Source organism: Cryptosporangium minutisporangium, assembly GCF_039536245.1.
GTDB lineage: Bacteria > Actinomycetota > Actinomycetes > Mycobacteriales > Cryptosporangiaceae > Cryptosporangium > Cryptosporangium minutisporangium.
On the sequence record NZ_BAAAYN010000008.1, the window covers coordinates 32,380 to 53,300 of the forward strand.

General features: G+C 71.2%; 18 protein-coding genes. 4 read left to right on the top strand and 14 right to left on the bottom strand.

Annotated features, from left to right (window positions below; all coding sequences use genetic code 11):
* Positions 1 to 129 precede the first annotated feature (129 nt).
* Both ABEB28_RS07310 and ABEB28_RS07315 read left to right on the top strand, forming a co-directional pair.
* A complete protein-coding gene (locus ABEB28_RS07310) occupies positions 130 to 1,647 on the top strand; it encodes an erythromycin esterase family protein (protein WP_345727219.1) in 1,518 nt (505 codons plus the stop codon).
* Between the two features lie 208 nt (positions 1,648 to 1,855).
* Positions 1,856 to 3,493, top strand: coding sequence for an ABC-F family ATP-binding cassette domain-containing protein (locus ABEB28_RS07315; RefSeq protein ID WP_345727220.1), 1,638 nt, complete (start codon positions 1,856 to 1,858; stop codon positions 3,491 to 3,493).
* Here the strand turns inward: ABEB28_RS07315 and ABEB28_RS07320 are convergent.
* The 13 genes from ABEB28_RS07320 to ABEB28_RS07380 form a co-directional block, all read right to left on the bottom strand.
* Positions 3,490 to 5,025: an RICIN domain-containing protein gene (locus ABEB28_RS07320; protein WP_345727221.1), complete on the bottom strand. Its 1,536-nt coding sequence runs from the start codon at positions 5,023 to 5,025 to the stop codon at positions 3,490 to 3,492. The two genes, ABEB28_RS07315 and ABEB28_RS07320, sit on opposite strands and share 4 nt — an antisense overlap.
* A complete protein-coding gene (locus ABEB28_RS07325) occupies positions 5,022 to 5,618 on the bottom strand; it encodes a hypothetical protein (RefSeq protein ID WP_345727222.1) in 597 nt (198 codons plus the stop codon). Before ABEB28_RS07325 ends, ABEB28_RS07320 begins: the two co-directional genes overlap by 4 nt.
* Positions 5,615 to 7,585, bottom strand: coding sequence for a putative Ig domain-containing protein (locus ABEB28_RS07330; protein ID WP_345727223.1), 1,971 nt, complete (start codon positions 7,583 to 7,585; stop codon positions 5,615 to 5,617). The genes ABEB28_RS07325 and ABEB28_RS07330 overlap by 4 nt, the downstream gene beginning before the upstream one ends.
* The gene (gene pilO, locus ABEB28_RS07335) at positions 7,585 to 8,250 is read right to left on the bottom strand and encodes a type 4a pilus biogenesis protein PilO (protein ID WP_345727224.1); all 666 of its coding nucleotides are present in this window, start codon (positions 8,248 to 8,250) and stop codon (positions 7,585 to 7,587) included. The genes ABEB28_RS07330 and pilO overlap by 1 nt, the downstream gene beginning before the upstream one ends.
* A gap of 12 nt (positions 8,251 to 8,262) precedes the next feature.
* Complete coding sequence (locus ABEB28_RS07340; RefSeq protein ID WP_345727225.1) at positions 8,263 to 8,952, bottom strand: PilN domain-containing protein; 690 nt, start codon at positions 8,950 to 8,952, stop codon at positions 8,263 to 8,265.
* A 49-nt stretch (positions 8,953 to 9,001) separates the two neighbouring features.
* Positions 9,002 to 10,024, bottom strand: coding sequence for a type IV pilus assembly protein PilM (gene pilM / locus ABEB28_RS07345; protein ID WP_345727226.1), 1,023 nt, complete (start codon positions 10,022 to 10,024; stop codon positions 9,002 to 9,004).
* Positions 10,025 to 10,052: 28 nt separating this feature from the next.
* Positions 10,053 to 10,832, bottom strand: coding sequence for a prepilin peptidase (locus ABEB28_RS07350; protein ID WP_345727227.1), 780 nt, complete (start codon positions 10,830 to 10,832; stop codon positions 10,053 to 10,055).
* Between the two features lie 7 nt (positions 10,833 to 10,839).
* Positions 10,840 to 11,316 carry a type II secretion system protein gene (locus ABEB28_RS07355; protein WP_345727228.1) on the bottom strand — a complete coding sequence of 159 codons (477 nt, stop codon included), beginning with the start codon at positions 11,314 to 11,316 and terminating at the stop codon, positions 10,840 to 10,842.
* 122 nt (positions 11,317 to 11,438) lie between these two features.
* Positions 11,439 to 12,713: a type II secretion system F family protein gene (locus ABEB28_RS07360; protein WP_345727229.1), complete on the bottom strand. Its 1,275-nt coding sequence runs from the start codon at positions 12,711 to 12,713 to the stop codon at positions 11,439 to 11,441.
* 28 nt (positions 12,714 to 12,741) lie between these two features.
* Positions 12,742 to 13,788 carry a type IV pilus twitching motility protein PilT gene (locus ABEB28_RS07365; RefSeq protein WP_345727286.1) on the bottom strand — a complete coding sequence of 349 codons (1,047 nt, stop codon included), beginning with the start codon at positions 13,786 to 13,788 and terminating at the stop codon, positions 12,742 to 12,744.
* A gap of 138 nt (positions 13,789 to 13,926) precedes the next feature.
* A complete protein-coding gene (locus ABEB28_RS07370; protein ID WP_345727230.1) occupies positions 13,927 to 15,606 on the bottom strand; it encodes a GspE/PulE family protein in 1,680 nt (559 codons plus the stop codon).
* A 146-nt stretch (positions 15,607 to 15,752) separates the two neighbouring features.
* Positions 15,753 to 16,214, bottom strand: coding sequence for a tetratricopeptide repeat protein (locus ABEB28_RS07375; RefSeq protein WP_345727231.1), 462 nt, complete (start codon positions 16,212 to 16,214; stop codon positions 15,753 to 15,755).
* 77 nt (positions 16,215 to 16,291) lie between these two features.
* On the bottom strand, positions 16,292 to 17,071 hold the full coding sequence (locus tag ABEB28_RS07380) for an META domain-containing protein (protein WP_345727232.1): 780 nt from the start codon (positions 17,069 to 17,071) through the stop codon (positions 16,292 to 16,294).
* 88 nt (positions 17,072 to 17,159) lie between these two features.
* Between ABEB28_RS07380 and ABEB28_RS07385 the strand changes: the two genes are divergently transcribed.
* Positions 17,160 to 18,368: a cytochrome P450 family protein gene (locus ABEB28_RS07385; RefSeq protein WP_345727233.1), complete on the top strand. Its 1,209-nt coding sequence runs from the start codon at positions 17,160 to 17,162 to the stop codon at positions 18,366 to 18,368.
* A 61-nt stretch (positions 18,369 to 18,429) separates the two neighbouring features.
* On the opposite strand, the gene ABEB28_RS07390 is transcribed toward ABEB28_RS07385, so the two are convergent.
* On the bottom strand, positions 18,430 to 19,224 hold the full coding sequence (locus ABEB28_RS07390; RefSeq protein ID WP_345727234.1) for an IclR family transcriptional regulator: 795 nt from the start codon (positions 19,222 to 19,224) through the stop codon (positions 18,430 to 18,432).
* Between the two features lie 90 nt (positions 19,225 to 19,314).
* Between ABEB28_RS07390 and hutH the strand changes: the two genes are divergently transcribed.
* Entirely contained in the window at positions 19,315 to 20,859 is a 1,545-nt protein-coding gene (gene hutH / locus ABEB28_RS07395; RefSeq protein ID WP_345727235.1) for a histidine ammonia-lyase, read from the top strand.
* Positions 20,860 to 20,921: the final 62 nt, after the last annotated feature.

Sequence of the window (20,921 nt, forward strand, 5' to 3'; positions counted from 1 at the left end):
ATCCCGGCACGCCGCCCCGATGTTCGCCCCGTATCCCTCTCTGCCGCCTGCGTCGACGTGCCTACGACGACGCATGACGGACACGGCACCGGGTACGCAGGAACCGGACAAATCGAAGGGGGCGCAACCATGCACGGGGACGACATCCATGCCCTGGCAGCGCCGCTGGGCGACGCGGGCGACTTCGACCCGCTGCTCGATCGGATCGGGGACGCCCGGGTGGTGATGCTCGGCGAGGCCAGTCACGGCACCCACGACTTCTACCGGTGGCGCGCGGAGCTGACCCGGCGACTGATCGACGAACACGGGTTCTCGTTCGTCGCCGTGGAGGGGGACTGGCCGGACTGCGACCGGATCGACCGAGCGGTGCGCTGCCGCCCGGGTGGCGGTGACCCCCGGGACGCCCTGAAGGCGTTCGACCGGTGGCCGACCTGGATGTGGGCGAACGAAGAGGTCTCCGACTTCGTGATCTGGCTGCGGGACTGGAACCTCCGCCACGCCATGGCCGATCTCTGCCCGACCACGCCGCCGGAGCCCTTCTCCGGAACGACGGCCCCGGAGCCTTTCTCGACAACGGCGCTGGAGCCCGCCCGGGACGAGGCTGGCGTCCCCGCGCGAGGCCGCCGCGACCTGTCTGTTGTCTCAAGGCCTCGCGCTCGCCTGTCAGCCTCGCCCCCTGGGCGGGCCGTGCACCCCGTGGGGTTTCATGGGTTGGATGTGTACAGCCTCTGGGAATCGCTCGCCGAGATCCTGGGCTACCTGCGCGAACACGATCCGGACGGCGTTCCGGCCGCGCTCGCCGCGTTGCGCTGTCTGGACCCGTACGCGCGGGACCCACAGCGCTACGCGTTCGCGACCGTCATGGGCTCCACCTGCGCTCCGGCCCTCGTCGAGCTGCTCATGACGGTCCGGCAACGCGCCACCGCGGGCGACTCGTCCGCGGCCGGTGACGTCGTCGCGGCCGCCGACCCGTTCCGTGCCTTCGCCGCCAGGCAGAACGCCGAAGCCGCGGTCGGAGCGGAAAATTACTACCGCGAGATGGTGGGCAACGGGCCGGACTCGTGGAACGTCCGCGACATCCATATGGTCAACACGCTCGAGCGGCTCCTCCAGTACTACGGGCCGTCTTCGAAGGCCATCGTGTGGGCGCACAACACCCACATCGGGGACGCGCGGGCCACCGACATGGCCGACGCCGGCATGGTCAACCTCGGCCAGCTCGGCCGGGAGCGCTGGGGCGCCGACGCGGTCGCACTGGTCGGCTTCGGCTGCCACCGTGGCGAGGTGCTCGCCGGCCCCGCCTGGGGCGACCTGGTCGAGGTGATGCCGGTGCCACCGGCGCGGGCCGGTTCCCTGGAGGCGGTACTGCAGGCGACGTTGCCGGAGCCCGCGCTGTTCGTGTTCCCGCCGGGCGTATACGCGTCCGGCCACACCGGTGCGCGACCGGCCTGGATCGCCGACGTCCTGCCGCACCGGGCGATCGGCGTCGTGTACCGGCCGTCGCGGGAGTCGTACGGCAACTACGTACCGACCCGACTGGGGGACCGGTACGACGCGTTCGTCTGGCTCCCGGAGACGACCGCGCTGCGGCCGCTCGAAGCGACCCCGGTCGGCGGCGAGCTGCAGACGTTCCCAGCTGGCGTCTGACCTCCCGCTCGGAGGCGCCTCCCCAGCGTCCGCGGCGCCGCCGACGGGTCGCCGGGAAACCACCTGTGGCGGGCCGCTGACGGGCGATCTTCGGGAAGTCCGGCTCGCCGGGCTGCGGGCGCGGGCACCGGCGGGCGTCCGCCATGGGGAGAGCCGCACGCAGGGCGCGGGCACCGGGTGCCCCTGCGGTGGGAACTACGCTGACGCGGTGAGCGCCACGTTGGTCGTCAAGGACCTCTCCGCCGGGCACGGCGATCGAACCCTGTTCTCCGGTCTCGATCTGGTGGTCGCCCCGGGCGACGTGATCGGCGTCGTCGGGGCCAACGGCGCAGGCAAGTCGACGCTCCTGCGGCTACTGGCGGGTCTGGACAGCCCGGAGACGGGGATGGTCCGCCGTACTCCGGTCAGCGCGACCGTCGGGTATCTCCCGCAGGAGTCCGAGCGACGTCCCGGCGAGACCGTCCGGGACTTCCTCGACCGACGGACCGGCGTCGCCGCCGCCCAGGCCGCCCTGGACGCCGCCACCGAAGCGCTCGGCGCGGAGGCGCCGGGCGCCGACGACGCCTACGCCGACGCGTTCGACCGCTGGCTCGCACTGGGCGGCGCCGACCTCGCCGAGCGCGCCGAGACCGTGGCCGACGACCTGGGCCTCTCGATCGACCTGGACGCCCCGATGACCGGCCTCTCCGGCGGGCAGGCCGCCCGGGCGGCACTTGCGTCGCTGCTGCTCAGCCGGTACGACGTCGTGCTGCTCGACGAGCCGACCAACGACCTCGACCTCGCGGGCCTGGACCGGCTGGAGCGGTTCGTCACCGGCCTGCGCACCGGCACCGTGCTGGTCAGCCACGACCGCGAGTTCCTGGCGCGCACGGTGACCGCCGTGGTGGAGCTCGACTACGCCCAGCAGCAGATCAACACGTACGGCGGTGGCTACGCCGCCTACCTGGAAGAGCGCGAGGTCGCCCGGCGGCACGCCCGGGAGGCCTTCGACGAGTACGCCGATACCCGGGCGGCGCTGGTGGAGCGGGGCCGGGCTCAGCGCGCCTGGATGGAGAAGGGCGTCAAGAACGCCCGCCGGAAGGCGCCGGACAACGACAAGGTCGGGCGGAAGTTCCGCTCCGAGGCGACCGAGAAACAAGCCTCCAAGGCCCGGCAGACCGAGCGCCTGATCGAGCGGCTGGACGTCGTCGAGGAGCCCCGCAAGGAGTGGGAGCTGCGCATGACGATCGCGACGGCACCCCGGGCCGGTGCGGTGGTGGCGACCCTGCGCGGTGCGGTCGTGCGCCGCGGCGACTTCACGCTCGGCCCCGTCGACCTCCAGCTCGACTGGGCCGACCGGGCGGTACTGACCGGGGCGAACGGCTCTGGCAAGTCGACGCTGCTCGGCGTCCTACTGGGGAAGATCAGCCCCGACGAAGGGTCGGCCGCGCTCGGGCCGGGTGTGGTCGTCGGCGAGATCGACCAGGCTCGTGGTCTGTTCGCCGGGGAGACCACGGTGGTGGACGTGTTCGGGGCCGCGGTGCCGGAGCAGAATCCCGGGGAGATCCGGACCCTGCTGGCGAAGTTCGGCTTGAAGGCCGCGCACGTGCACCGGGCGGCGGGGTCGCTCTCACCGGGGGAGCGGACCCGCGCCGGGCTGGCGTTGTTGCAGGCGCGCGGGGTGAATCTGCTGGTGCTCGACGAGCCGACGAACCACCTCGACCTACCGGCGATCGAGCAACTGGAATCCGCGCTGGCGACGTACCCCGGGACGCTGCTGTTGGTGACCCACGACCGCCGGATGCTCGAGACCGTGGAGACGAACCGGCGCTTCCACGCCGACGCCGGAAAGGTCACCGAGCTCTAACTCTCCACGATGTCCTTCAGCGGCGTCGCCTGCAGGATGCTGGGCGGCGCGTTCCACTTCTGCAGCGTCGACCCATCGCACTTCGCGACGACGATCTTCGAGATCTGCTGGCCGATGGAGTACAGGTCGGGGTTGTCGGCGTTCGGGTCGGTGGGCGACAGGCAGTACCCGGACTGGTCGACGATCGTGTAGCTCGTCGCGTACGTACCGGTGTTGCCGAAGAACCGCCAGCGCAGTTCCTGGGCGGTCGACGTCGTGCTGCAGCTGACGATCCGCACGTACTGCCCTCGCACGGTCGAGCGCGGACTGCGCAGGCAGTACAGACCGCCCTTGTTCGTGGTGACCAGCGACTCCACTCCGGTGGTGTTGTCGACGATCGTCGGTGTCGTCCACTTCTGGTTCCACGCCACGTTGGCCGGGTTCGGGGCCTGCTTGCACTGCCACGAGATGAGGTGGTCGGCGTCCGTCTTCTGACCGGTGACGTCGAGGCAGCGTCCGAACTGTTTGAAGTTGACCAGCTGGCTGACGGCCGCGCCGGCCGCGCCGGCGCCCGCGGTCGCTTCCGGGAAGAAGGACTGCACGTTGCTGTTGCTCACCTGGCACTTCGAGCCCGACGCGGATCCGAGCACGACGAAACTGCCCGCGACGTTGGGCGTCTGGACGTTGAAGCAGTAGCCGTTGAGCGTCGAACCGTTCGACGTGCCCTCGAAGTTGGCGCTGTCGTTGTAGCTCCACTGCTGCTGCGGCTGCGTGGTCGTCGCACACGGCTGCACGTACACGACTTTGCCGACGGCCTGTGGGGTCCCGGCGTCCAGGCACATGCCGAGCGGCATCGTCGGTGTCCTCGACGACACCAGGCTGAGCGTCAGGTTCGTGTTGTACGCCCACATCTGTGCGACGCTGCCGGCGCTGCACGGCCGCATGGTCAGCGGTGTTCCCGCGGCCGGTGAGCCGGAGCCGGCGTCGAAGCACAGGTCGGTGGTGCTGGCGGTCTTGTAGACGTGGACGAGCCCGCCGGAGATGTTCACGTCGCTGGTCTTGAACGCGTAGGTGCCCCGGAGCGTCCGGATGGTCTTCCGGGTGGAGATTTCGGAGTTCGGTGTGTACGTGCCGGTGGACCGCAGCAGCGCGTAGGCCGGCGTGCTGAACGCGCCGGCGCCGCTGATGCAGCGGATCGTGTTGGCGGCGAGCCACGCCGCCGACCGGTTCTGCGGATCGACCGGGTAGTAGTCGATCTCCACCGTGTACGAGGCCTTCGCTGCCGCGCTCACCGCGGCGACGGTGCCGGAGAGATCGACGCAGGGGAGCTCGGTCAGCACCCCGGTCGCTTTCCCGTCGTTCGCGGCGCGGATGTGCGCGAGCGCGACGTCCAGGCCGGTCTGGGCGGCGTTGAGCGCGGCGACCCGGGCGATCTGGCTGCGGGTGTTCGTGTTCTGCGCGATCACGGTATTGACGAGCAACGTCGAGAGCAGCACGCCGACCATCGTCACCAGCAGCGCGACCGGTAGCGATCCCCGCTCGTCCTGTCTCACGAGACCCCCCGCCCCTCCGCGCACGCCGTGGTGCTCGACGTGGTCAGCGTCGTGTTCAGCGCGGTGAACGTCGCGCTGAACTGCCGGGTGGTGGACCTGGCCGGGCCGCCGGCCGTCGCGGTCAGCGTGATGCCGAGCCGCTGGAAGTTGTGCGTGGCGTCGGCGGCCGTCACGGTGAACGGCGTGGTGGCGGAGACCCCGTTCGCCAGCTGGGTCCACGGGGTCGGGGCGAGCGCCCCGGTGCCCTGTACCCAGGTGCGCTGCTGGAGTTCGCCGGTGGAGGGCCGCAGCCGCAGCTGCGTGCAGACCGGTACGCCGGTAGAGGTGGTGAGGAACTCGACGTAGGGCTCGCCGTTGACCACACCCGGGGTGCTCACCCCGGACGCGTAGCGCACCTGGCGGTCGAGCCGTCCGAATGCGATACCGAGCTGCTGCTGGGCGTCGGCGATCGCCTGCGCCCGGTTCGCCGACGAGTACAGCGAGAGGATGCTCGTCGTCGAGACGCCCATGAACACCGCGGTGATCACCATCGAGACCACCGCTTCGGCGAGCGTGTACCCGGAGTCGTCGGCCAACCGCGGAAGCCGGATCATGTCACCGTCCAGACGAACATCCAGTGCGACTTCTTGCTCGCCGTGTCGGTCGCCGTGAGCTTCGTGAGGTACGTGCCGGCCGCGGTCGGGGTACCCGAGACCGTGCCGGAGGCCGGGTTGATCGACATGCCGGTCGGTAGGCCCGTCGCCGACCACGCCTTGGCTCCTGTCCCCCCGGCGACGCCCGGCGAGAACGAGTCCGCCGTCCCGACCCGCGTCGAGCGAGCCGTCGGGGCCGTCGTGATCCGCAGCCCGGTACTCGTGGTGACCGTGGTGACGATCTGGAGCTGCTCGAAGTTGCCCTTGGTGTCGGTCACCCGGAACGTGACCAGGAACCGGCCGGCCGCCGCGAGGACCCCGTTGACCTGGCCGGTCTTCGGGTCGTACGAGACGCCATCGGGCAGGTCGGTCGCGTACCAGGTGTAGGGCGGGGCGCCGCCGGTCGCGCTGGCCGGCACCGCGAAGACTGTGCCCAGGCCCCCGGACTGGTCTCCGCGCGGCCACTTGACGTACGGGCCGACGGTCCAGAGGAACTGGGTGCTGGCGGTCTTGCCCGCCGCGTCGGTGACCGTCACCTTGACGACGTACTCGCTGGGGTACGTGGGCGTGCCGGTGATGATGCCGGTTGTCGCGTTCAGCGTCAGCCCGGGCGGTAGACCGGCCGTCTGCCAGAACCCCACGCTGCTGGGCACACCGGCCGCCGAATACTTGTACGGGGCGACGCCGCCGGAGGCCACGAGCTGCAACGGGGTGGCCGGACGATTCGTCAGCGTGGACTGGTCGGCGGGCGTCGTGATGCTCAACGCCGGCTTGACCACCCAGGAGAAGGTCGTGGCGGCGGCCTTCCCGAACGTGTCGGTGACGGTCAGCGTCACCGACCTGGTGCCGACCGTCGTCGGCGCGCCGGAGATCGTGCCGGTGGCGGCATCGATCGAGAGGCCCGGCGGCAGCCCGGCCGCTACCCAGGTCATCGGCGACGTCCCGCCGGCCAGCGTCGGCGTGAACGTCAGCGCGGTACCGGCGATGCTGGTGATCGTGCCGGGGTTGGTCAGGGCGGGGAGGGCGGCGATCACCCAGGAGAACGCCGCCGAGCCGGTCAGGCCGAATCCGTCCGTGGCGCTGGCCACGACGGAGTACGTGCCGGCCGTCGTCGGTGTGCCGGTCACGATGCCGCTGGAGTTCATCGTCAGGCCCGGCGGCAGGCCGGAGGCGTTCCAGGTCAGCGGCGGCGCACCACCGATCGCGGTGACCTCCAGCCGCACCGGAACGGTCAGCTCACCGTTCTGCCGCCCGGGGTTGACGACCTGCGGCGCCTGGGCGGTCTCGTTGGTGTTGAAAATCGGGTCGGTCGCCGCCGCGCTGACCAGCGTCGCGGCCACCTGGCTGCAGCCGCGGTCCGGGCAGCCGGTGCCGGCCCAGGTGACCACGACGACCACCCGGTAGAACAGCACGGCGTTCGGGAGCGAGGCGGCCGTGCAGTCGCCGCCGAGTAGCGGCTGCCAGCAGCGCCCGACGTACCAGCTGCGGGCGAACCTCATCCGGTTGAGTTCGATCAGCTCCGATGCGAGAGGCAGTGGGGCTACCTCCTCCGGAGCCACTTGGTCGTCCCAGGTCTGCTCCATCGTGCTCAAGTACGGGTGGACGGGGGAGTCGGCGGTGACCGCCGACCACTGCGCCTCCGCGCTGGCCCGGTCGCGGCCGGTGGTGACCGACGATCCCCGGAGCGCGCGGACCCGTTCCAGCCCGTCGCTGATCAGCTGGATCGCCGTCTGGGTGTTGCTCTGGACGTTCGTCGCGCGGACGCTGTTGGTGAAGAAGCTGGTGAGAGCGGCCATCACGACACCGATCAGCGTCATCGCGGTCATCAGCTCGATCAGGCTGAAACCGGCTTCGCCGTCGGCGGAGCCGACCCGGGCGCCACCGTCCGGGAGGCCGGCCCGGGGAACATCGGGAAGGCGTCCGCGCATCAGTCCGTCGTCTGTGTGCTCGTGGTCAGTGCGGAGCCGGCCACCGTCGGCGCCACGAACGCCCGCATGCCGAGCGTCAGGAGCACCGAGCCGCGCAGCGAGTTGCTGGACTCGTTGGGCACCGCGTTGGTGGTGCTGACCAGCACCGCCCGCGGCTGGACGCGCTGCAGCTGGTTCACGAAACCCTCCAGCTTGGACGCCGATCCGGTCGCGGTGATCGTGAGCGGCAGCGCGTAGACCGTCGCGCCGGCCGCGCCGTTGACCTGGGTCGGCGCGCCGACGATCAGGCCTTCCACCGCGACGCCCGCCCGGGTGGCGGAACTCTGCACGTCCCGCAGGAACGTGGAGAGCGCAAGGGTGGTGGGCAGCGCGGCGCGGGCGGCCTCGTACTCGCTGCGGTACTCGGCGAGGCGGCTGTTCTGGCTCCGCACCTCTGCCAGCCGGGAGCGGAGCGAGTCGACGGACGCCTGCGCGGTCTCGGTCTGCGCCCGCAGCTCCTCGGTCCGGGCGTTCTGCGGTCGGATCAGCAGGAACCCGCCGAGCGCGATCAGCAGCAGCGCGCCCACGACGCCGCCGGCCACCCAGAGCCGAACCGTATTGCCGCGGAGCGCGGCGGCGTCGAACAATCCGCTCGGCGCCCGGCTGCTCAGCTGGCTGAGGACCATCGTCGTCTCCGCTCAGTCGCTCTCGGACGTGTAGTGGTGGCTCAGCAGCGTGGGGGAGAGGTCAGCGCGGAGCGTGAAGTTGGACCCGTCCTCCTGGTCGGTGACGCCGGCCAGCAGGACGTTGCCGACCCCGGAGACCTTGCCGAGCGAGTCCACGTACCCGGCGATCGCGGACTTCGTCGTGCTGGTGCCGTTGATCGTCAGCGAGCCGATCGGGGTCTTGCCGTCGCTGCTGGGCAGACCCGACGCGGTCGTCGTGGAGCTGCCCCCGGTGGTCGGGTCGGTGAGCGCGATCGAGACGCCGGTCAGCTCCAGCCCCCGAGGCGCGGCCGCGCGCAGCCTGGCGAGCAGCGTCGACCACTGGACGTCGGTGGCGAGCAGCGTCGACAGCTGGTTGTTGATCTGCGTCGACTGGGTCTGGGCGTTGATCAGTTCGCTGTAGGCGCGCATCTGCTGGCGCAGCCCGATCGCCTCGGTCTCGGCCGCGGCGAGCTTCTCCTCCTGTCGGGCGGACTGCCAGTGCGCCAGCGCGTACCAGGCGGCCAGAAGCACCAGGACGGTGCCGAGGGCGGCCAGCACGATCAGGCGGATCCGGCCGACCTGGCGCTGCTGCACCACCTCGGGCGGGAGCAGGTTGGCGCTCAACGTGAGCAGCCGGTGTGCCGAGCCGTCCGGCACCGTCGGGGTCTCCACGGTCGTCATCGGGGTGCTCCTCCCGGCCGCGGACCGCCCGGCCGCCGGTCGCGCGGCCTCACGCCGCCCCCAGCGTCAGGCCGATCGAGATCGTCGCGGCGAGCGGAACGGTGTTCACACCGTCGTGCCGCGTCCGGCGGGTCCGACGCAGCCGCGACAACGGATCGGCCTGCTCGACCTGGAGGCCGAGCTGGTCGGCGAGGGTGTCGGTCAGGCCGGGTAGCTGGCCGCCGCCGCCGGCGAGGACCAGCCGGGCCACCTGGCTGTGCCGCCCCGCCGTGCTCAGATAGGCGAACGATCCGCGGATCTCGTTGAGCAGCGGCCGGATCGCCTCGCGCACCGTGTCGGCGACCTCCGGCCCGTGCTCCGTCCACAGCCCGATCCGGCACTTCAGCGCCTCGGCCTCCGGCAGCGGGACGCCGAGCCGGGTGGCGAGCGCCGAGGTGATCTCCGCGCCGCCCCGCGGGATCGTGCGGACGATCAGCGGGACGCCGTCGGAGTGCACGACGACCGTCGTGATCTGGGTACCGACGTCGACGATCGCCTCGACCTGGTCGTCGAGGCGGGCGGCGGCGCGCAGCAGCGCCAGTGACGCGAGGTCCACGCGGAGGACGCTGAGCCCGCCGTTCTCGACGGCCTCCACCGCGGCGAGGATCGGCTCCTTCGGCGCGGCGACGAGCAGGCCGCGGATCGTCTCGCCGCGGCCGGGCTCCTCGAGCGGCAGGAAGTCCAGCACCGACCGTTCGACCGGCAGCGGCAACAAGTCGCGAACCTGAAACGGTAGCGAGGCCCGGAGGTCCTTGGCCGGCAGGTTCGCCACCGTCATCTCGCGGACGACCGCCTGCATGTTGGTCACGCCGAGCACGACCTGCTTGGTCTTGAACGGCGCGGCGGCCCGCAACTGCCGGACCGCGAGCGTGACGACCTTCGGATCCTGGATGACGCCGCTCTGCACGGCGCCCGGCGGGAGCAGCACCTCGGCGTAGTTGGTCAGCAGCGGGCCTTCCTTGCCGTGGCTGGCCTCCACCGCCCGCATCGACGTGCAGCCGATGTCCAGGCCGATGATGGTTGCGACCGCCATGCGCTGCTCCTTCGGTCGGTCGGCCCGCTCAGCCGGCCACGTAGACGACGGACGCGTACCAGTTCGCGATCGGCGGGGCCGCGAACACCGCCAGCAGCCCACCGGCCAGCATCGACGGTCCGAACGGGATAGGGGTCTTCCCGGTGGCCCGCCGGGTGGCCAGCAGGATCACGCCGACGGTGCCGCCGAGCAGGAACGCGGTGAACGTCCCGACCCAGACCGAACTCCAGCCCAGCCAGCCCAGGTAGAGGCCGAGCAGACCGGCGAGCTTGACGTCGCCGAAGCCCATGCCACCCGGGTAGGCGAGGGCCATCAGCCAGTAGGCGCCGTAGAGCACGGTCATCGCGGTGATCGCCCGGGTGGCCGCCGCCCAGTCGGAGCTGAGGGCGGCGGCGGTGAGCAGCAGCGCCGCTCCGACTCCGTACGACGGCAGGACGATCCGGTTCGGCAGACGCTGGACGTCCAGGTCGATCAGCGTCAGCGGCACCGCGATCGCGGCCAGGTACAGGTAGGCGGGGAGCGCCCACGTGACACCGAACCGGGCCGTGATCGCGACGAACAGCAGCGCGGTGCCGAGCTCGACCAGCGGGTAGCGGACGCTGATCGGAGTGCGGCAGTCGGCGCACCGCCCGCCGAGCACGAGCCACCCCACCACCGGCACGTTGTGCCGGTGGCGGATCGGCGCCTCGCAGGCAGGGCAGTGCGACGCCGGGCGGAGCAGCGACTCGTCGCGTGGCACTCGATGCACCACGACGTTCAGGAACGAGCCGACCGCCAGCCCGAGCACTCCGGCCAGGACCAGGATCATCGTCGGGTCAGCCGTTGGCCGTCAGGCAGGCGTCGACGTCGGTCGCGCTGGACTTCGCCACCGACTTGCTGGTCGACGAGTTGTACGAATAGACGGTCTTTCCGTCGGTGTTCTGGCCGCAGATTACGTAGTACGTGTCGTTGTTCTTGACCGCGAGGATGTTGTTGCTCGAGACCGTGACCGTTCCGTTCGTGCCGGTGCCGGTCTTGGGCTCCAGAGTCAAGTTCTGTCCCGCACTGCCCTTCACGTCCTTGGGGTACTGGTTGCCGTTCGCGGTATAGAACTGCTCGACCGCGCTGATCGCCCCACGCACGTCGGAGGACGCGGACGTATTCGCCGCGCCCTTCTTGTAGTTCGAGTACAGCGGAACGGCGATCGCGATCAGGACGCCGATGATGACGACGACGACCAGCAGTTCGATCAGGGTGAACCCGCGGTCGCGGTCCTCGTCCTGGCCCGGCCGGCGGCGGAGCAATGCGGTCATACGAATGTTCTCCTGCGATAGGAACGGATGTCGGTGCCGGCGAGGGACCATGAGGAAACGTTCGGGCCCCGGCATGCGCCCAGATAGGGACGCTGCGCAATGGCCGGCCGCACTGTCTCTCACTACTGGGCGCCTTGAATGTTTTGGTAAATCGTGAACATCGGCAGGTAGAGACAGATGATCATCGCGCCGACGATGACGCCCATGAGCAGCACCATGATCGGCTCGATGGACGCGGTCAGGGAGTCGGCCGCGGTATCCACCTCGCGATCGTAAAAATCGGCAACTTTATCCAACATCTGACTGATCTGACCGCTTTCTTCGCCGACCTCGATCATCTGCGCGACCATGCGGGGAAACACCGCGTGCTGGCTCAGTCGGCTGGACATCGGTTGGCCGTCGCGCACCGCGTTCTGCAGGTCGGTCATCGCGTTGGCGACCACGGCGCTGCCGGTGGTGGCACCGACGACGTTCAGCGCCTGCAGCACCGGGACGCCGGCGCCGAGCAGCGTCCCGAGGTTGCGGGCGAACCGGCTGATCGCGATCTTGGTGAACAGTCCACCGAAGACCGGCATGCGCATCTTCGCCTTGTCGAACGTCAGCTGCAGGGACGGGCGTCGGCGCAGCTCCCGGCGGGTCAGGACGACGCCGACGACGAGGACGGCGATCGTCAGTGGGGCCGACCAGACGAGCGTGTGGCTGACGTTGACGATGATCTGCGTCGGCAGCGGGAGCTTCCCGCCGAGCTGGGTGAACATGCGCTCGAACACCGGCACGATGAAGATCAGAACGGCGGCGATCATCACGATCGCGAACAGCAACACCACGACCGGGTAGGTCAGCGCGCCCTTGATCTTGCCGCGCAGCGCGTCGTCCTTCTCGAAGTTCGCGGCGATGCGCTCGAGCGCGGCGTCCAGGAAACCACCGGTCTCGCCCGCGCGGACCATCGCCACGAGCAGCATCGGGAACACCCGCGGGTGTCGCTCGAGCGACGCCGAGAGCGCGACGCCGCCCTCGACGTCGATCCGCACCTCGGCGATCGCCCGGCGCAGCGTGGCCTTCGTCGTCTGGTCCTCCAGCACGGCCAGCGACCGCAGCAGCGACATGCCGGACGCGGTCATCGTCGCGAACTGGCGGGCGAACACGGCCAGATCGCGCTGCGTGGTCCGGCCGGTCAGACCGGGGATCCGGATGTCGCGGTTGAGCCCGGTGCCTGCCTCGGTGACCGAGAGCGGCACGACGCCCTGCTGGCGCAGCAGCTGGACCGCCGCGTTGGCGTTCGGGGCGGCGATCTTGCCCCGGGTTCGCTTCCCGCCGGGATCGACGCTCTGGTAGTCGAACGTCTTCGTGCCGGCGTGACGCCCGGTCGGGACCCCGACGCCTGCGTAGCTCGTCAACCCCGCACCCCGCACTTCGCGCGATCGCTCATCGTCGGCCCGCCAGCCGCGCGTACTCCTCGACCGAGTGGCAGAGCGTGAGCCCCTGCTCGAACGTGATCACCTGCTGCCGCACGCGCTCGGCCAGGTGCTGGTCGAACGAGAGCATGCCCTCACCGGCTCCGGCCTGCATGAACGACGAGATCTGGTGGGTCTTTCCCTCCCGGATCAGGTTCCGGATCGCCGGGGTGAGCGACATGATCTCGGTGATGATCGTCCGGCCGTTCCCGTCGGCTCTGGGCGCGAGCGCCTGGCTGATCACGCCCTGCAGCGCGGTGGAGAGCTGGGCCCGGATCTGCGGCTGCTGGTGCGGCGGGAAGATGTCGATGATGCGGTCGATCGTCTGGGTGGCGCTCTGCGTGTGCAGTGTGGCCAGCACCAGGTGACCGGTCTCCGCCGCGGTCAATGCGGTGGACGTCGTCTCCAGGTCGCGGAGCTCGCCGACCAGGATGATGTCCGGGTCCTGTCGCAGCGCGGCCTTGAGCGCGTTGGCGAACGAGTCGGTGTCGTCGCCGACCTCCCGCTGGTTGACCAGGCTGCGACGGTGCGTGTGGAGGAACTCGATCGGGTCCTCGATCGTGACGATGTGCGTCGAGCGGGTGCGGTTCGCCAGGTCGACGAGCCCGGCGAGCGTCGTCGTCTTGCCGGAGCCGGTGGGGCCGGTGACCAGCACCAGACCACGCGGTAGCCCGGCGAACCGGGCCACCGAATCCGGAACGCCGAGCTCTTCCAGCGGCTTGATCACGTGCGGAATGGCGCGGAACGCCGCCGCGCACGACCCGCGCTGCGTGTAGAGGTTCACCCGGAACCGGGAGACACCCTCGACGCTGTACGCGAGGTCGAGCTCGTGGTCGCGCTCGAACTTCGCCCACTGGACATCGTCGGTGGCCGCCCTGGCGAGCGCCGCGGTGTCGGCCGGGGTCAGGTCGTCGTAGCCCGGGAGCGGGCGCAGCGTGCCGTTGATCCGCCCGGTCGGCGGGGCGGCGACGGTCAAGTGCAAGTCGGATCCGCCCGACTGGACGAGCGTCACGAGCATCGCGTTGAGGGACTCGCGGTCCTGGTCGGCGGCGGTCGGCGCGAAGTCCCGCCGGAGCGTGCCGACTGCGTCCACCACCGATGTCCACCCCCCGTCCGCTCTGATCGGCGTCCGGCCGCGGATGCTGAGCGAAACCCCTCAGACGGTCACGCGGAGCACCTCGGGCAGCGACGTCTGGCCGCTGCACGCCTTGCTGAACCCGTCGACCCGCAGGTCGCGCATGCCTTCGGCGTCGGCGACCCGGTGGATCTCGCGGGCGGACGCGTGGTCGACGGTCAGCCGCTCGATCTCCTCGGTCACCGGCATCACCTCGTGCACCGCGATCCGGCCGCGGAACCCGGTCCCGGCGCAGTTCCGGCAGCCGACCGGCTTCCAGAGCATCTCCGGCGCCCCGAGCTCCTCGGTCGGCCAGGCCGCGCCGGCGAGTTCGGACTCGGTCGGCTGGTACGTCTCCTTGCACCAGTCGCAGAGGCGGCGGGCCAGCCGCTGGGCGACAACACAATCCACCGACGAGCCGACCAGGAACGGTTCGATGCCCATCTCGGTCAGCCGGGTCACCGCGCTCGGCGCGTCGTTCGTGTGCAGCGTGGACAGCACCAGGTGACCGGTGAGTGCGGCCTCGACGGCCAGCTGGGCGGTCACCCGGTCGCGGATCTCACCGATCAGGATGATGTCCGGGTCGGACCGCAGGATCGCCGGCAGGACCGCGGCGAACGTCAGCCCTGCTTTCAGGTTGACCTGGATCTGGTTGACGCCGGGCAACCGGTACTCGACCGGGTCCTCCACCGTGATGATGTTGACGGTCGGCTTGCTGATCTCGGCGAGCGTCGCGTAGAGCGTCGTCGACTTGCCGGAGCCGGTGGGGCCGGTGACCAGCACCATGCCGTGCGGCTTGCGGTACGCGGTGGCGAAGCGGGTCATGTTCGCCTCGGTGAAGCCCAGCGTGCCGAGCTCCAGCTCCATGCCGCCGCCGGTGTCGAGCACCCGGAGCACGACCTTCTCGCCCCAGACCGTCGGCAACGTGGCGGTCCGCAGGTCGACCGCGCGGTTGTTGATCTCCACCGTGATGCGCCCGTTCTGCGGTACGCGCTTCTCGGTGATGTCGACGCCGGACATGATCTTCAGCCGGGACACCAGCGCCGCCTGGACGTTCTGCGGGACGTTGTCGATCTCGTGCAGCACGCCGTCGATCCGGAACCGCACGCGCATGTCGTGCTCGGTCGGCTCGAGGTGCAGGTCGGAGGCGCGGCTCTGGATCGCCTGCCCGATCATCGAGTTCACGTACCGGACGATCGGCGCGTCCTGGTCGCTGCTGGTCAGGCTGGAGACGCTGGCCGGCGTCGGTGCTTCGGCGCGGAGGGTCTCGGCGACCTCCCCGAGGTCGTTCTCCTCGCGCTGCAGCTTCGAGATGATCTTGCGCAGCTCGGTGCGGGCGACCATGACCGGGCGGACGACCATGCCGGTCGCGGCCCGGACGTCGTCGAGCGCGACGATGTCGCTGGGGTCGGTGATGCCGACCGTGATCTCGTCGCCGTCGATCGACAGGCCGAGGACGCGGTGCCGGACGACCAGCCCGATCGGGATCTTCGCCAGCGCGACCGGGTCGATCGGGTAGTTGACGAGGTCGACGCTGTTCATTCCGTAGACGTCGGCGGACGCCGCGGTGAGTTCGGCCTCGGTGACCACGTGGTCGTTGATGAGGATGCCGCGCAGCGACCGTCCGGATCGTTCCGCCTCCGCGGCCGCCCGGTCCAGTGCGGCAGGGTCCGCACCGCGTCCCTTGAGCGCATCGATCAGGGGGCGGAACGTCTGGTACATGGTGTCCTTCGCGACGGCGTCGAGAGCGCTGAGCCGTCTCCGGCGTCGCGGACACGGCTCAGGTCCGTCTTATCGGCGGGGCGCGGCGATTCCTTAGCTCTCCCGTCGCCCGAGCCCGCCCCGCGCCCCGCGCGCCTCGTGCTGGGTCAGGCGGGGACCGGGACTGCGGAGAGGGCGGCTAGGTCGTCCAGCAAATCCACCACCTCGGGGTGGATTCCGCCCAGCGCTGACCGCTTGATCCACAGCGCCGCCTGCAGCCGGCGGCGGCTCAGCGCGGGCTCGGTGTCGGCGTGCAGCAGGGCCAGCCCGTGCAGGCAGACCGCGACGTCGTAGTGCTCCGGCCCGGAGTGCCGCCGGTAGGTCGCGAGTGCCCGCTGGTAGAGCGCGTTGGCCTCGGCCCGCCGGTCGAGGGCGGCGAGGACGGCCGCGAGCGCGACGGCGTCCCCGGCAGCTGCGGGGCTGTCGGCGCCGACCGCGCGCTCCCGCCGGGCGAGCGCCGACCGCGCGTCCGCCTCCGCTTCGGCGAACCGCCCGTCGGCGTAGGCGTAGGCGGCCGCGCCGCGGTGCCGGTCGGCTTCGGCGTTCCAGCGCCGGCGTGACTTCCACATGTGAGCTGCTCCTTCGGCGTGCCCCGCCGATGCTCATGCTTCTCCGGTACCGCCAGCGGAACCACGTAAAAGTGCACTCAGCGCCCCTCGAGCATCAGCCCTTTCTCACCGGCGGTGAGGCGGAGCGTGCCGCTCTCGAGGGACATGCGCACGGTGCCGGCGTTCAGCACGGCCAGGACCGCCCGCTCGGTCGCGTCGGCGCCGCCACCGCACGCCATCTTCGTGGTCACCACCGGCCCGAACCGGACCTCGGCGGACTCGAGGGCCACCGACCCACTCAGCCGGTTGCAGCCGGTCGACCCGGTCACCCGGTTCTCGTCGAACGTGAGGAACGCCTCGACACCCGCCGGGACGCTGCCTACGCTCTCGCCGCTCACCAGCCCGGTGACGACCCATCGGGTGCCGATCACCGGCGGCGACGTCGACTCGAACGGTGCGAACCTGATCTCCGTCCGGTCGGTGGCCAGCACCAGGTCGCGGGCGGCCAGGCGCCAGGTGGGCGTCGCCCGGAAGAACGCGGACAGCCACTCGTCCTCCGCCATCCGCGGCGGGTCGCACCCCATCTCCGTCGTCATCAGGTCGCCGACCCGCAGCCGGTCGCCGTCGATCGTGACCGGCCCGCTGATCTGGTTGCAGGCGGCCTGGACGTTGATCGTGCGGTCGGTGCCGAACCGCAACGTGATCGGTACGTCGGTGGCCAGCGGCCGGTCCGCGCCGTCCTCGGTCACCGCGACCGACCGGAACACCTTCCCGGCGAGCGGGTCGTCGGGCCGGTCAGTGGCTGGCGACTCCGAGCCCTCGGCGGGGCCGCACGCGGCGACGAGCAAGAGCACGAACAGCAGCGCGAGTCTGGTCATGACCGGTTGGACGCGGCGGAGCCAGCATTGGATCCCACGGTTTTACCCCGATCTGTACGGTGAACGCCAGGCGGCGGAAGGTGATCTGATGACCAGCTCCGACCAGTATCTGCGGCTCGGCCCGGAGTTCTACGCCGATCCGCACGCCGATTACGCGTGGCTGCGCGAGGAGCGTCCGGTCGCCCGGGTGATCACACCGCTCGGCAACCCGGTCTGGCTGATCACCCGGTACGACGACGCGCGCGGCGCGCTCACCGACCCCACTCTGCACAAGGACAGCGAGGAGTTCCGGCAGCTGATGGAGGCCCGGTACGGGCCCGGCCGCCGGACGTTCGAGGACGCGATCAACGCGCACATGCTCAGCGCCGACCCGCCGTCCCACACCCGGCTGCGCAAGCTGGTCGGCAAGGCGTTCACCGGCCGGGCCATCGCCGCGCTCCGCCCCCGGATCGAGCAGATCGCGGCCGAACTGCTGGACGCGATGGAGGCCGGCCCGGACCGCGTCGACCTGCTGGACGCGTACGCCGTCCCGCTGCCGATCACGGTGATCTGCGAGCTGCTCGGCGTCCCGAAGGACGACCGGGACGACTTCCGCTCCTGGTCGAACACGATCCTGCAGTTCGGCGACGAAGAGACCCACACCGCCGCGGGCGCCGCGATGGCCCGCTACCTCACCGACCTGGTGGACGCCCGTCGCGAGCACGCAGGCGACGACATGCTCGGCGCGATCGTCCAAGCCAGCGAGGACACCGACCAGCTGTCCCGGCACGAGGCGATCTCGATGGCGTTCCTGCTGCTGGTCGCCGGCCACGAGACCACCGTCAACCTGATCGGGACCGGCACGTTCGCGCTGCTGCGCCATCCCGAACAGCTCGCGGCGCTGCGTGCGGACCCGGCGTTGGTGCCCGGTGCGGTGGAGGAGTTCCTCCGTTGGGACGGACCGGTACACCTGGCCACGGTCCGGTTCACCACGGAGCCGACCGTCATCGGCGGCGTCGACATTCCGCCCGACGAGGTGGTGCTGGTATCGCTGAGCGCGGCCAACCGCGATCCGCACCGCTATCCGGACGCCGACACGCTCGACGTCCGGCGGCAGGCGAGCAGTCACCTGGCGTTCGGGCACGGCATCCACCACTGTCTCGGCGCTGCGTTGGCGCGGCTCGAGGGCGAGGTGGCGTTCACCCGGCTGCTGGAGCGGTTCCCGGCGTTGGCCCTGGACGCCGAGCCGGACGAGCTCACCTGGCGCCCCTCCACGCTGATCCGCGGCCTGGATCGCCTCCCCGTACGCCTCCGCTGAAAATCTGTCCCGATTCCGACGTATGCGGGCCGCGTGACACGTCGGAAGCGGGCCAATAATCTCAGCGTGTGCCGCCGACGCGGCGGCTGATCTCGGCCGCGGTGCGGCGGACCTGCGGGGCGAGCGTCGCCGGGTCGCCCTCCGCCACCGGGTACGTGACGGCTATCGCCGCGACCGGGTGGCCCGCGTGGTCCCGCACCGCCGTCGCCACGGACGCGAACCCGGGCGTCACCTCGCCGTCCTCGGTCGCGTACCCGGCGCGTCCGGTGTCGCTGAGCAGGCGGCGCAGTTCTGCATATGTTGTCGGCCCCAGATCGTGGCGGCGGACGAACGCCGCCGCGTCGGGGAACAGCGCGCGCACCGCCGGGGCGGGGAGCGCGGCGAGCATCGCCCGGCCACTCGCGGTGAGCTGCGCGGGTAGTCGCACCCCGACGTCGGTGACGAGCGGGGGCCGACCGGGTGCGCGCTCCTCGATCACGTAGATCACCTCGCGGCCGTGCAGGACGGCCAGGTGGGCGCTCTGCCCGACGCGGTCGACCAGCGCCGCCAGCGGCACCCGCGCCAGCCGCTGCAGCGGCGCCTGCCGGGTGTAGCCGGTGCCCAGCTCGTAGGCGCTCACCCCGAGCGCGTACCGCCGCTCCTCAGGCAGGTGGACGACGAAACCGGCGTCGGTGAGCGTCGTCAGCAGGTGGTAGGTGGTCGAGCGGGGAAGCCCGAGATCCCGGGCGATCGCGGCCGCTGGAACGGGCCCGGCCTGCCGAGCGAGGTACCGCAGGATGGCCAGCACCTGCGCGGCGGCGGGGACCTGGGAGGAACGCGGCGGTGTCGACTCGGGGGCACGGGACGCCTCGGCCATGCGTCGACCCTAGCCTCTTGTCTGGGATACCAGACAAGACCCGGCCCGGCGTTCTGTCCTCCGGCGACGCCGGTGGTGTCCCATGGACCCATGGGTGATGCGGTGCTGGTCGGTGCAGGTCCTCTCGATGCGGACGACGTCGTGGCGGTGGCCCGCGCGGATGCCCCGGTCATGCTGGCGGCGGAGGCCGAGCTGGCGATCGTGGCGAGCAGCCGGGTGATCCAAGAGCTGGCCGACGACGACACGCCGCACTACGGCGTCTCCACGGGCTTCGGTGCGCTCGCCACCAAGCACATCCCCACCGACCGTCGCACCGCACTGCAGCACAGCTTGATCCGCTCGCACGCCGCCGGCTCCGGCCCCGAGGTCGAGCGGGAGGTGGTCCGTGCGCTGATGCTGCTGCGGCTGGCCACGCTCGCCACCGGGCGTACCGGCGTCCGGCTGGAGACCGCGCAGGCCTACGCCGGGCTGCTCAACGCCGGGATCACGCCGGTCGTCCACGAGTACGGATCGCTGGGCTGCTCCGGCGACCTGGCGCCGCTCGCCCACTGCGCGCTCGTCCTCACCGGTGAAGGGTTCGTGACCGACGCGCTCGGTGTTCGCCGCCCGGCCGCGGAGGCGCTGGCCGCGGCCGGGCTCACTCCGGTCGCGCTCCGGGAGAAGGAGGGGCTGGCGCTGATCAACGGCACCGACGGCATGCTCGGGCAGCTCCTGCTCGCCGCCGCCGACCTGCGCCGGCTGCTGCGCACCGCCGACCTCACCGCGGCGATGAGCGTCGAGGCGTTGCTCGGCACCGACGCGGTGTTCGCCGCCGACCTGCAGGCGTTGCGTCCGCACCCGGGCCAGGCGGCCAGCGCCGCGAACCTGCGAGCGATCCTCGCGGGCTCGCCGATCATGGCCAGCCACCGTGACCCGCATGCCTGCACTCGCGTGCAGGACGCCTACTCGCTGCGGTGTGCCCCGCAGGTGCACGGCGCCGCCAGGGACACGCTCGCGCACGCCGAGGCGGTCGCCGGTCGCGAGCTGGCCGCCGCGGTCGACAACCCGGTCGTCACGGTCGACGGCCGGGTGGAGAGCAACGGCAACTTCCACGGCGCCCCGGTCGGCTACGTGCTCGACTTCCTCGCGATCGCGGTCGCGGACCTGGCGTCGATGGCGGAGCGCCGCACCGACCGGCTGCTCGACGTCGCCCGCAGTCATGGTCTGCCGCCGTTCCTGTCGCACGACGCCGGGGTCGACAGCGGCTACATGATCGCGCAGTACACCCAGGCCGCGATCGTGTCGGAGCTGAAGCGGCTCGCCGCCCCGGCGAGCGTCGACTCGATCCCGTCGTCGGCGATGCAGGAGGACCACGTCTCGATGGGGTGGTCGGCCGCCCGCAAGCTGCGCCGAGCGCTCGACGGCCTCACCCGGGTGCTCGCGATCGAGCTGCTCACCGCCGCCCGAGCCCTCGACCTGCGCGCACCGCTCGCCCCGGCGCCGGCGACCGGTGCGGTTGTCGCGCGGCTGCGGAACACCGTTGCGGGCCCGGGACCCGACCGTTACCTCGCGCCGGAGATCGACGCCGCCGTAGCGCTGGTCGCCGACGGAAACGCGCTGACCGCCGCCGAGTCGGTCACCGGCCCACTGCACTGAGCCGAGCGCTTCGTTCACACCGAAGCGCTCCCGGCCCTCGTCCCCGCGGATCGCTCGATCCG

Excerpts from the sequence above, each read along its gene's own strand:
- ABEB28_RS07310 (WP_345727219.1), top strand. The coding sequence starts at position 130 with ATGCACGGGGACGACATCCATGCCCTGGCAGCGCCGCTGGGCGACGCG.
- ABEB28_RS07325 (WP_345727222.1), bottom strand. The coding sequence starts at position 5,618 with ATGATCCGGCTTCCGCGGTTGGCCGACGACTCCGGGTACACGCTCGCC.
- ABEB28_RS07330 (WP_345727223.1), bottom strand. The coding sequence starts at position 7,585 with ATGCGCGGACGCCTTCCCGATGTTCCCCGGGCCGGCCTCCCGGACGGT.
- pilO (WP_345727224.1), bottom strand. The coding sequence starts at position 8,250 with ATGGTCCTCAGCCAGCTGAGCAGCCGGGCGCCGAGCGGATTGTTCGAC.
- ABEB28_RS07340 (WP_345727225.1), bottom strand. The coding sequence starts at position 8,952 with ATGACGACCGTGGAGACCCCGACGGTGCCGGACGGCTCGGCACACCGG.
- pilM (WP_345727226.1), bottom strand. The coding sequence starts at position 10,024 with ATGGCGGTCGCAACCATCATCGGCCTGGACATCGGCTGCACGTCGATG.
- ABEB28_RS07350 (WP_345727227.1), bottom strand. The coding sequence starts at position 10,832 with ATGATCCTGGTCCTGGCCGGAGTGCTCGGGCTGGCGGTCGGCTCGTTC.
- ABEB28_RS07355 (WP_345727228.1), bottom strand. The coding sequence starts at position 11,316 with ATGACCGCATTGCTCCGCCGCCGGCCGGGCCAGGACGAGGACCGCGAC.
- ABEB28_RS07365 (WP_345727286.1), bottom strand. The coding sequence starts at position 13,788 with ATGCTCGTGACGCTCGTCCAGTCGGGCGGATCCGACTTGCACTTGACC.
- ABEB28_RS07370 (WP_345727230.1), bottom strand. The coding sequence starts at position 15,606 with ATGTACCAGACGTTCCGCCCCCTGATCGATGCGCTCAAGGGACGCGGT.
- ABEB28_RS07375 (WP_345727231.1), bottom strand. The coding sequence starts at position 16,214 with ATGTGGAAGTCACGCCGGCGCTGGAACGCCGAAGCCGACCGGCACCGC.
- ABEB28_RS07380 (WP_345727232.1), bottom strand. The coding sequence starts at position 17,071 with ATGACCAGACTCGCGCTGCTGTTCGTGCTCTTGCTCGTCGCCGCGTGC.
- ABEB28_RS07385 (WP_345727233.1), top strand. The coding sequence starts at position 17,160 with ATGACCAGCTCCGACCAGTATCTGCGGCTCGGCCCGGAGTTCTACGCC.
- ABEB28_RS07390 (WP_345727234.1), bottom strand. The coding sequence starts at position 19,224 with ATGGCCGAGGCGTCCCGTGCCCCCGAGTCGACACCGCCGCGTTCCTCC.
- hutH (WP_345727235.1), top strand. The coding sequence starts at position 19,315 with ATGGGTGATGCGGTGCTGGTCGGTGCAGGTCCTCTCGATGCGGACGAC.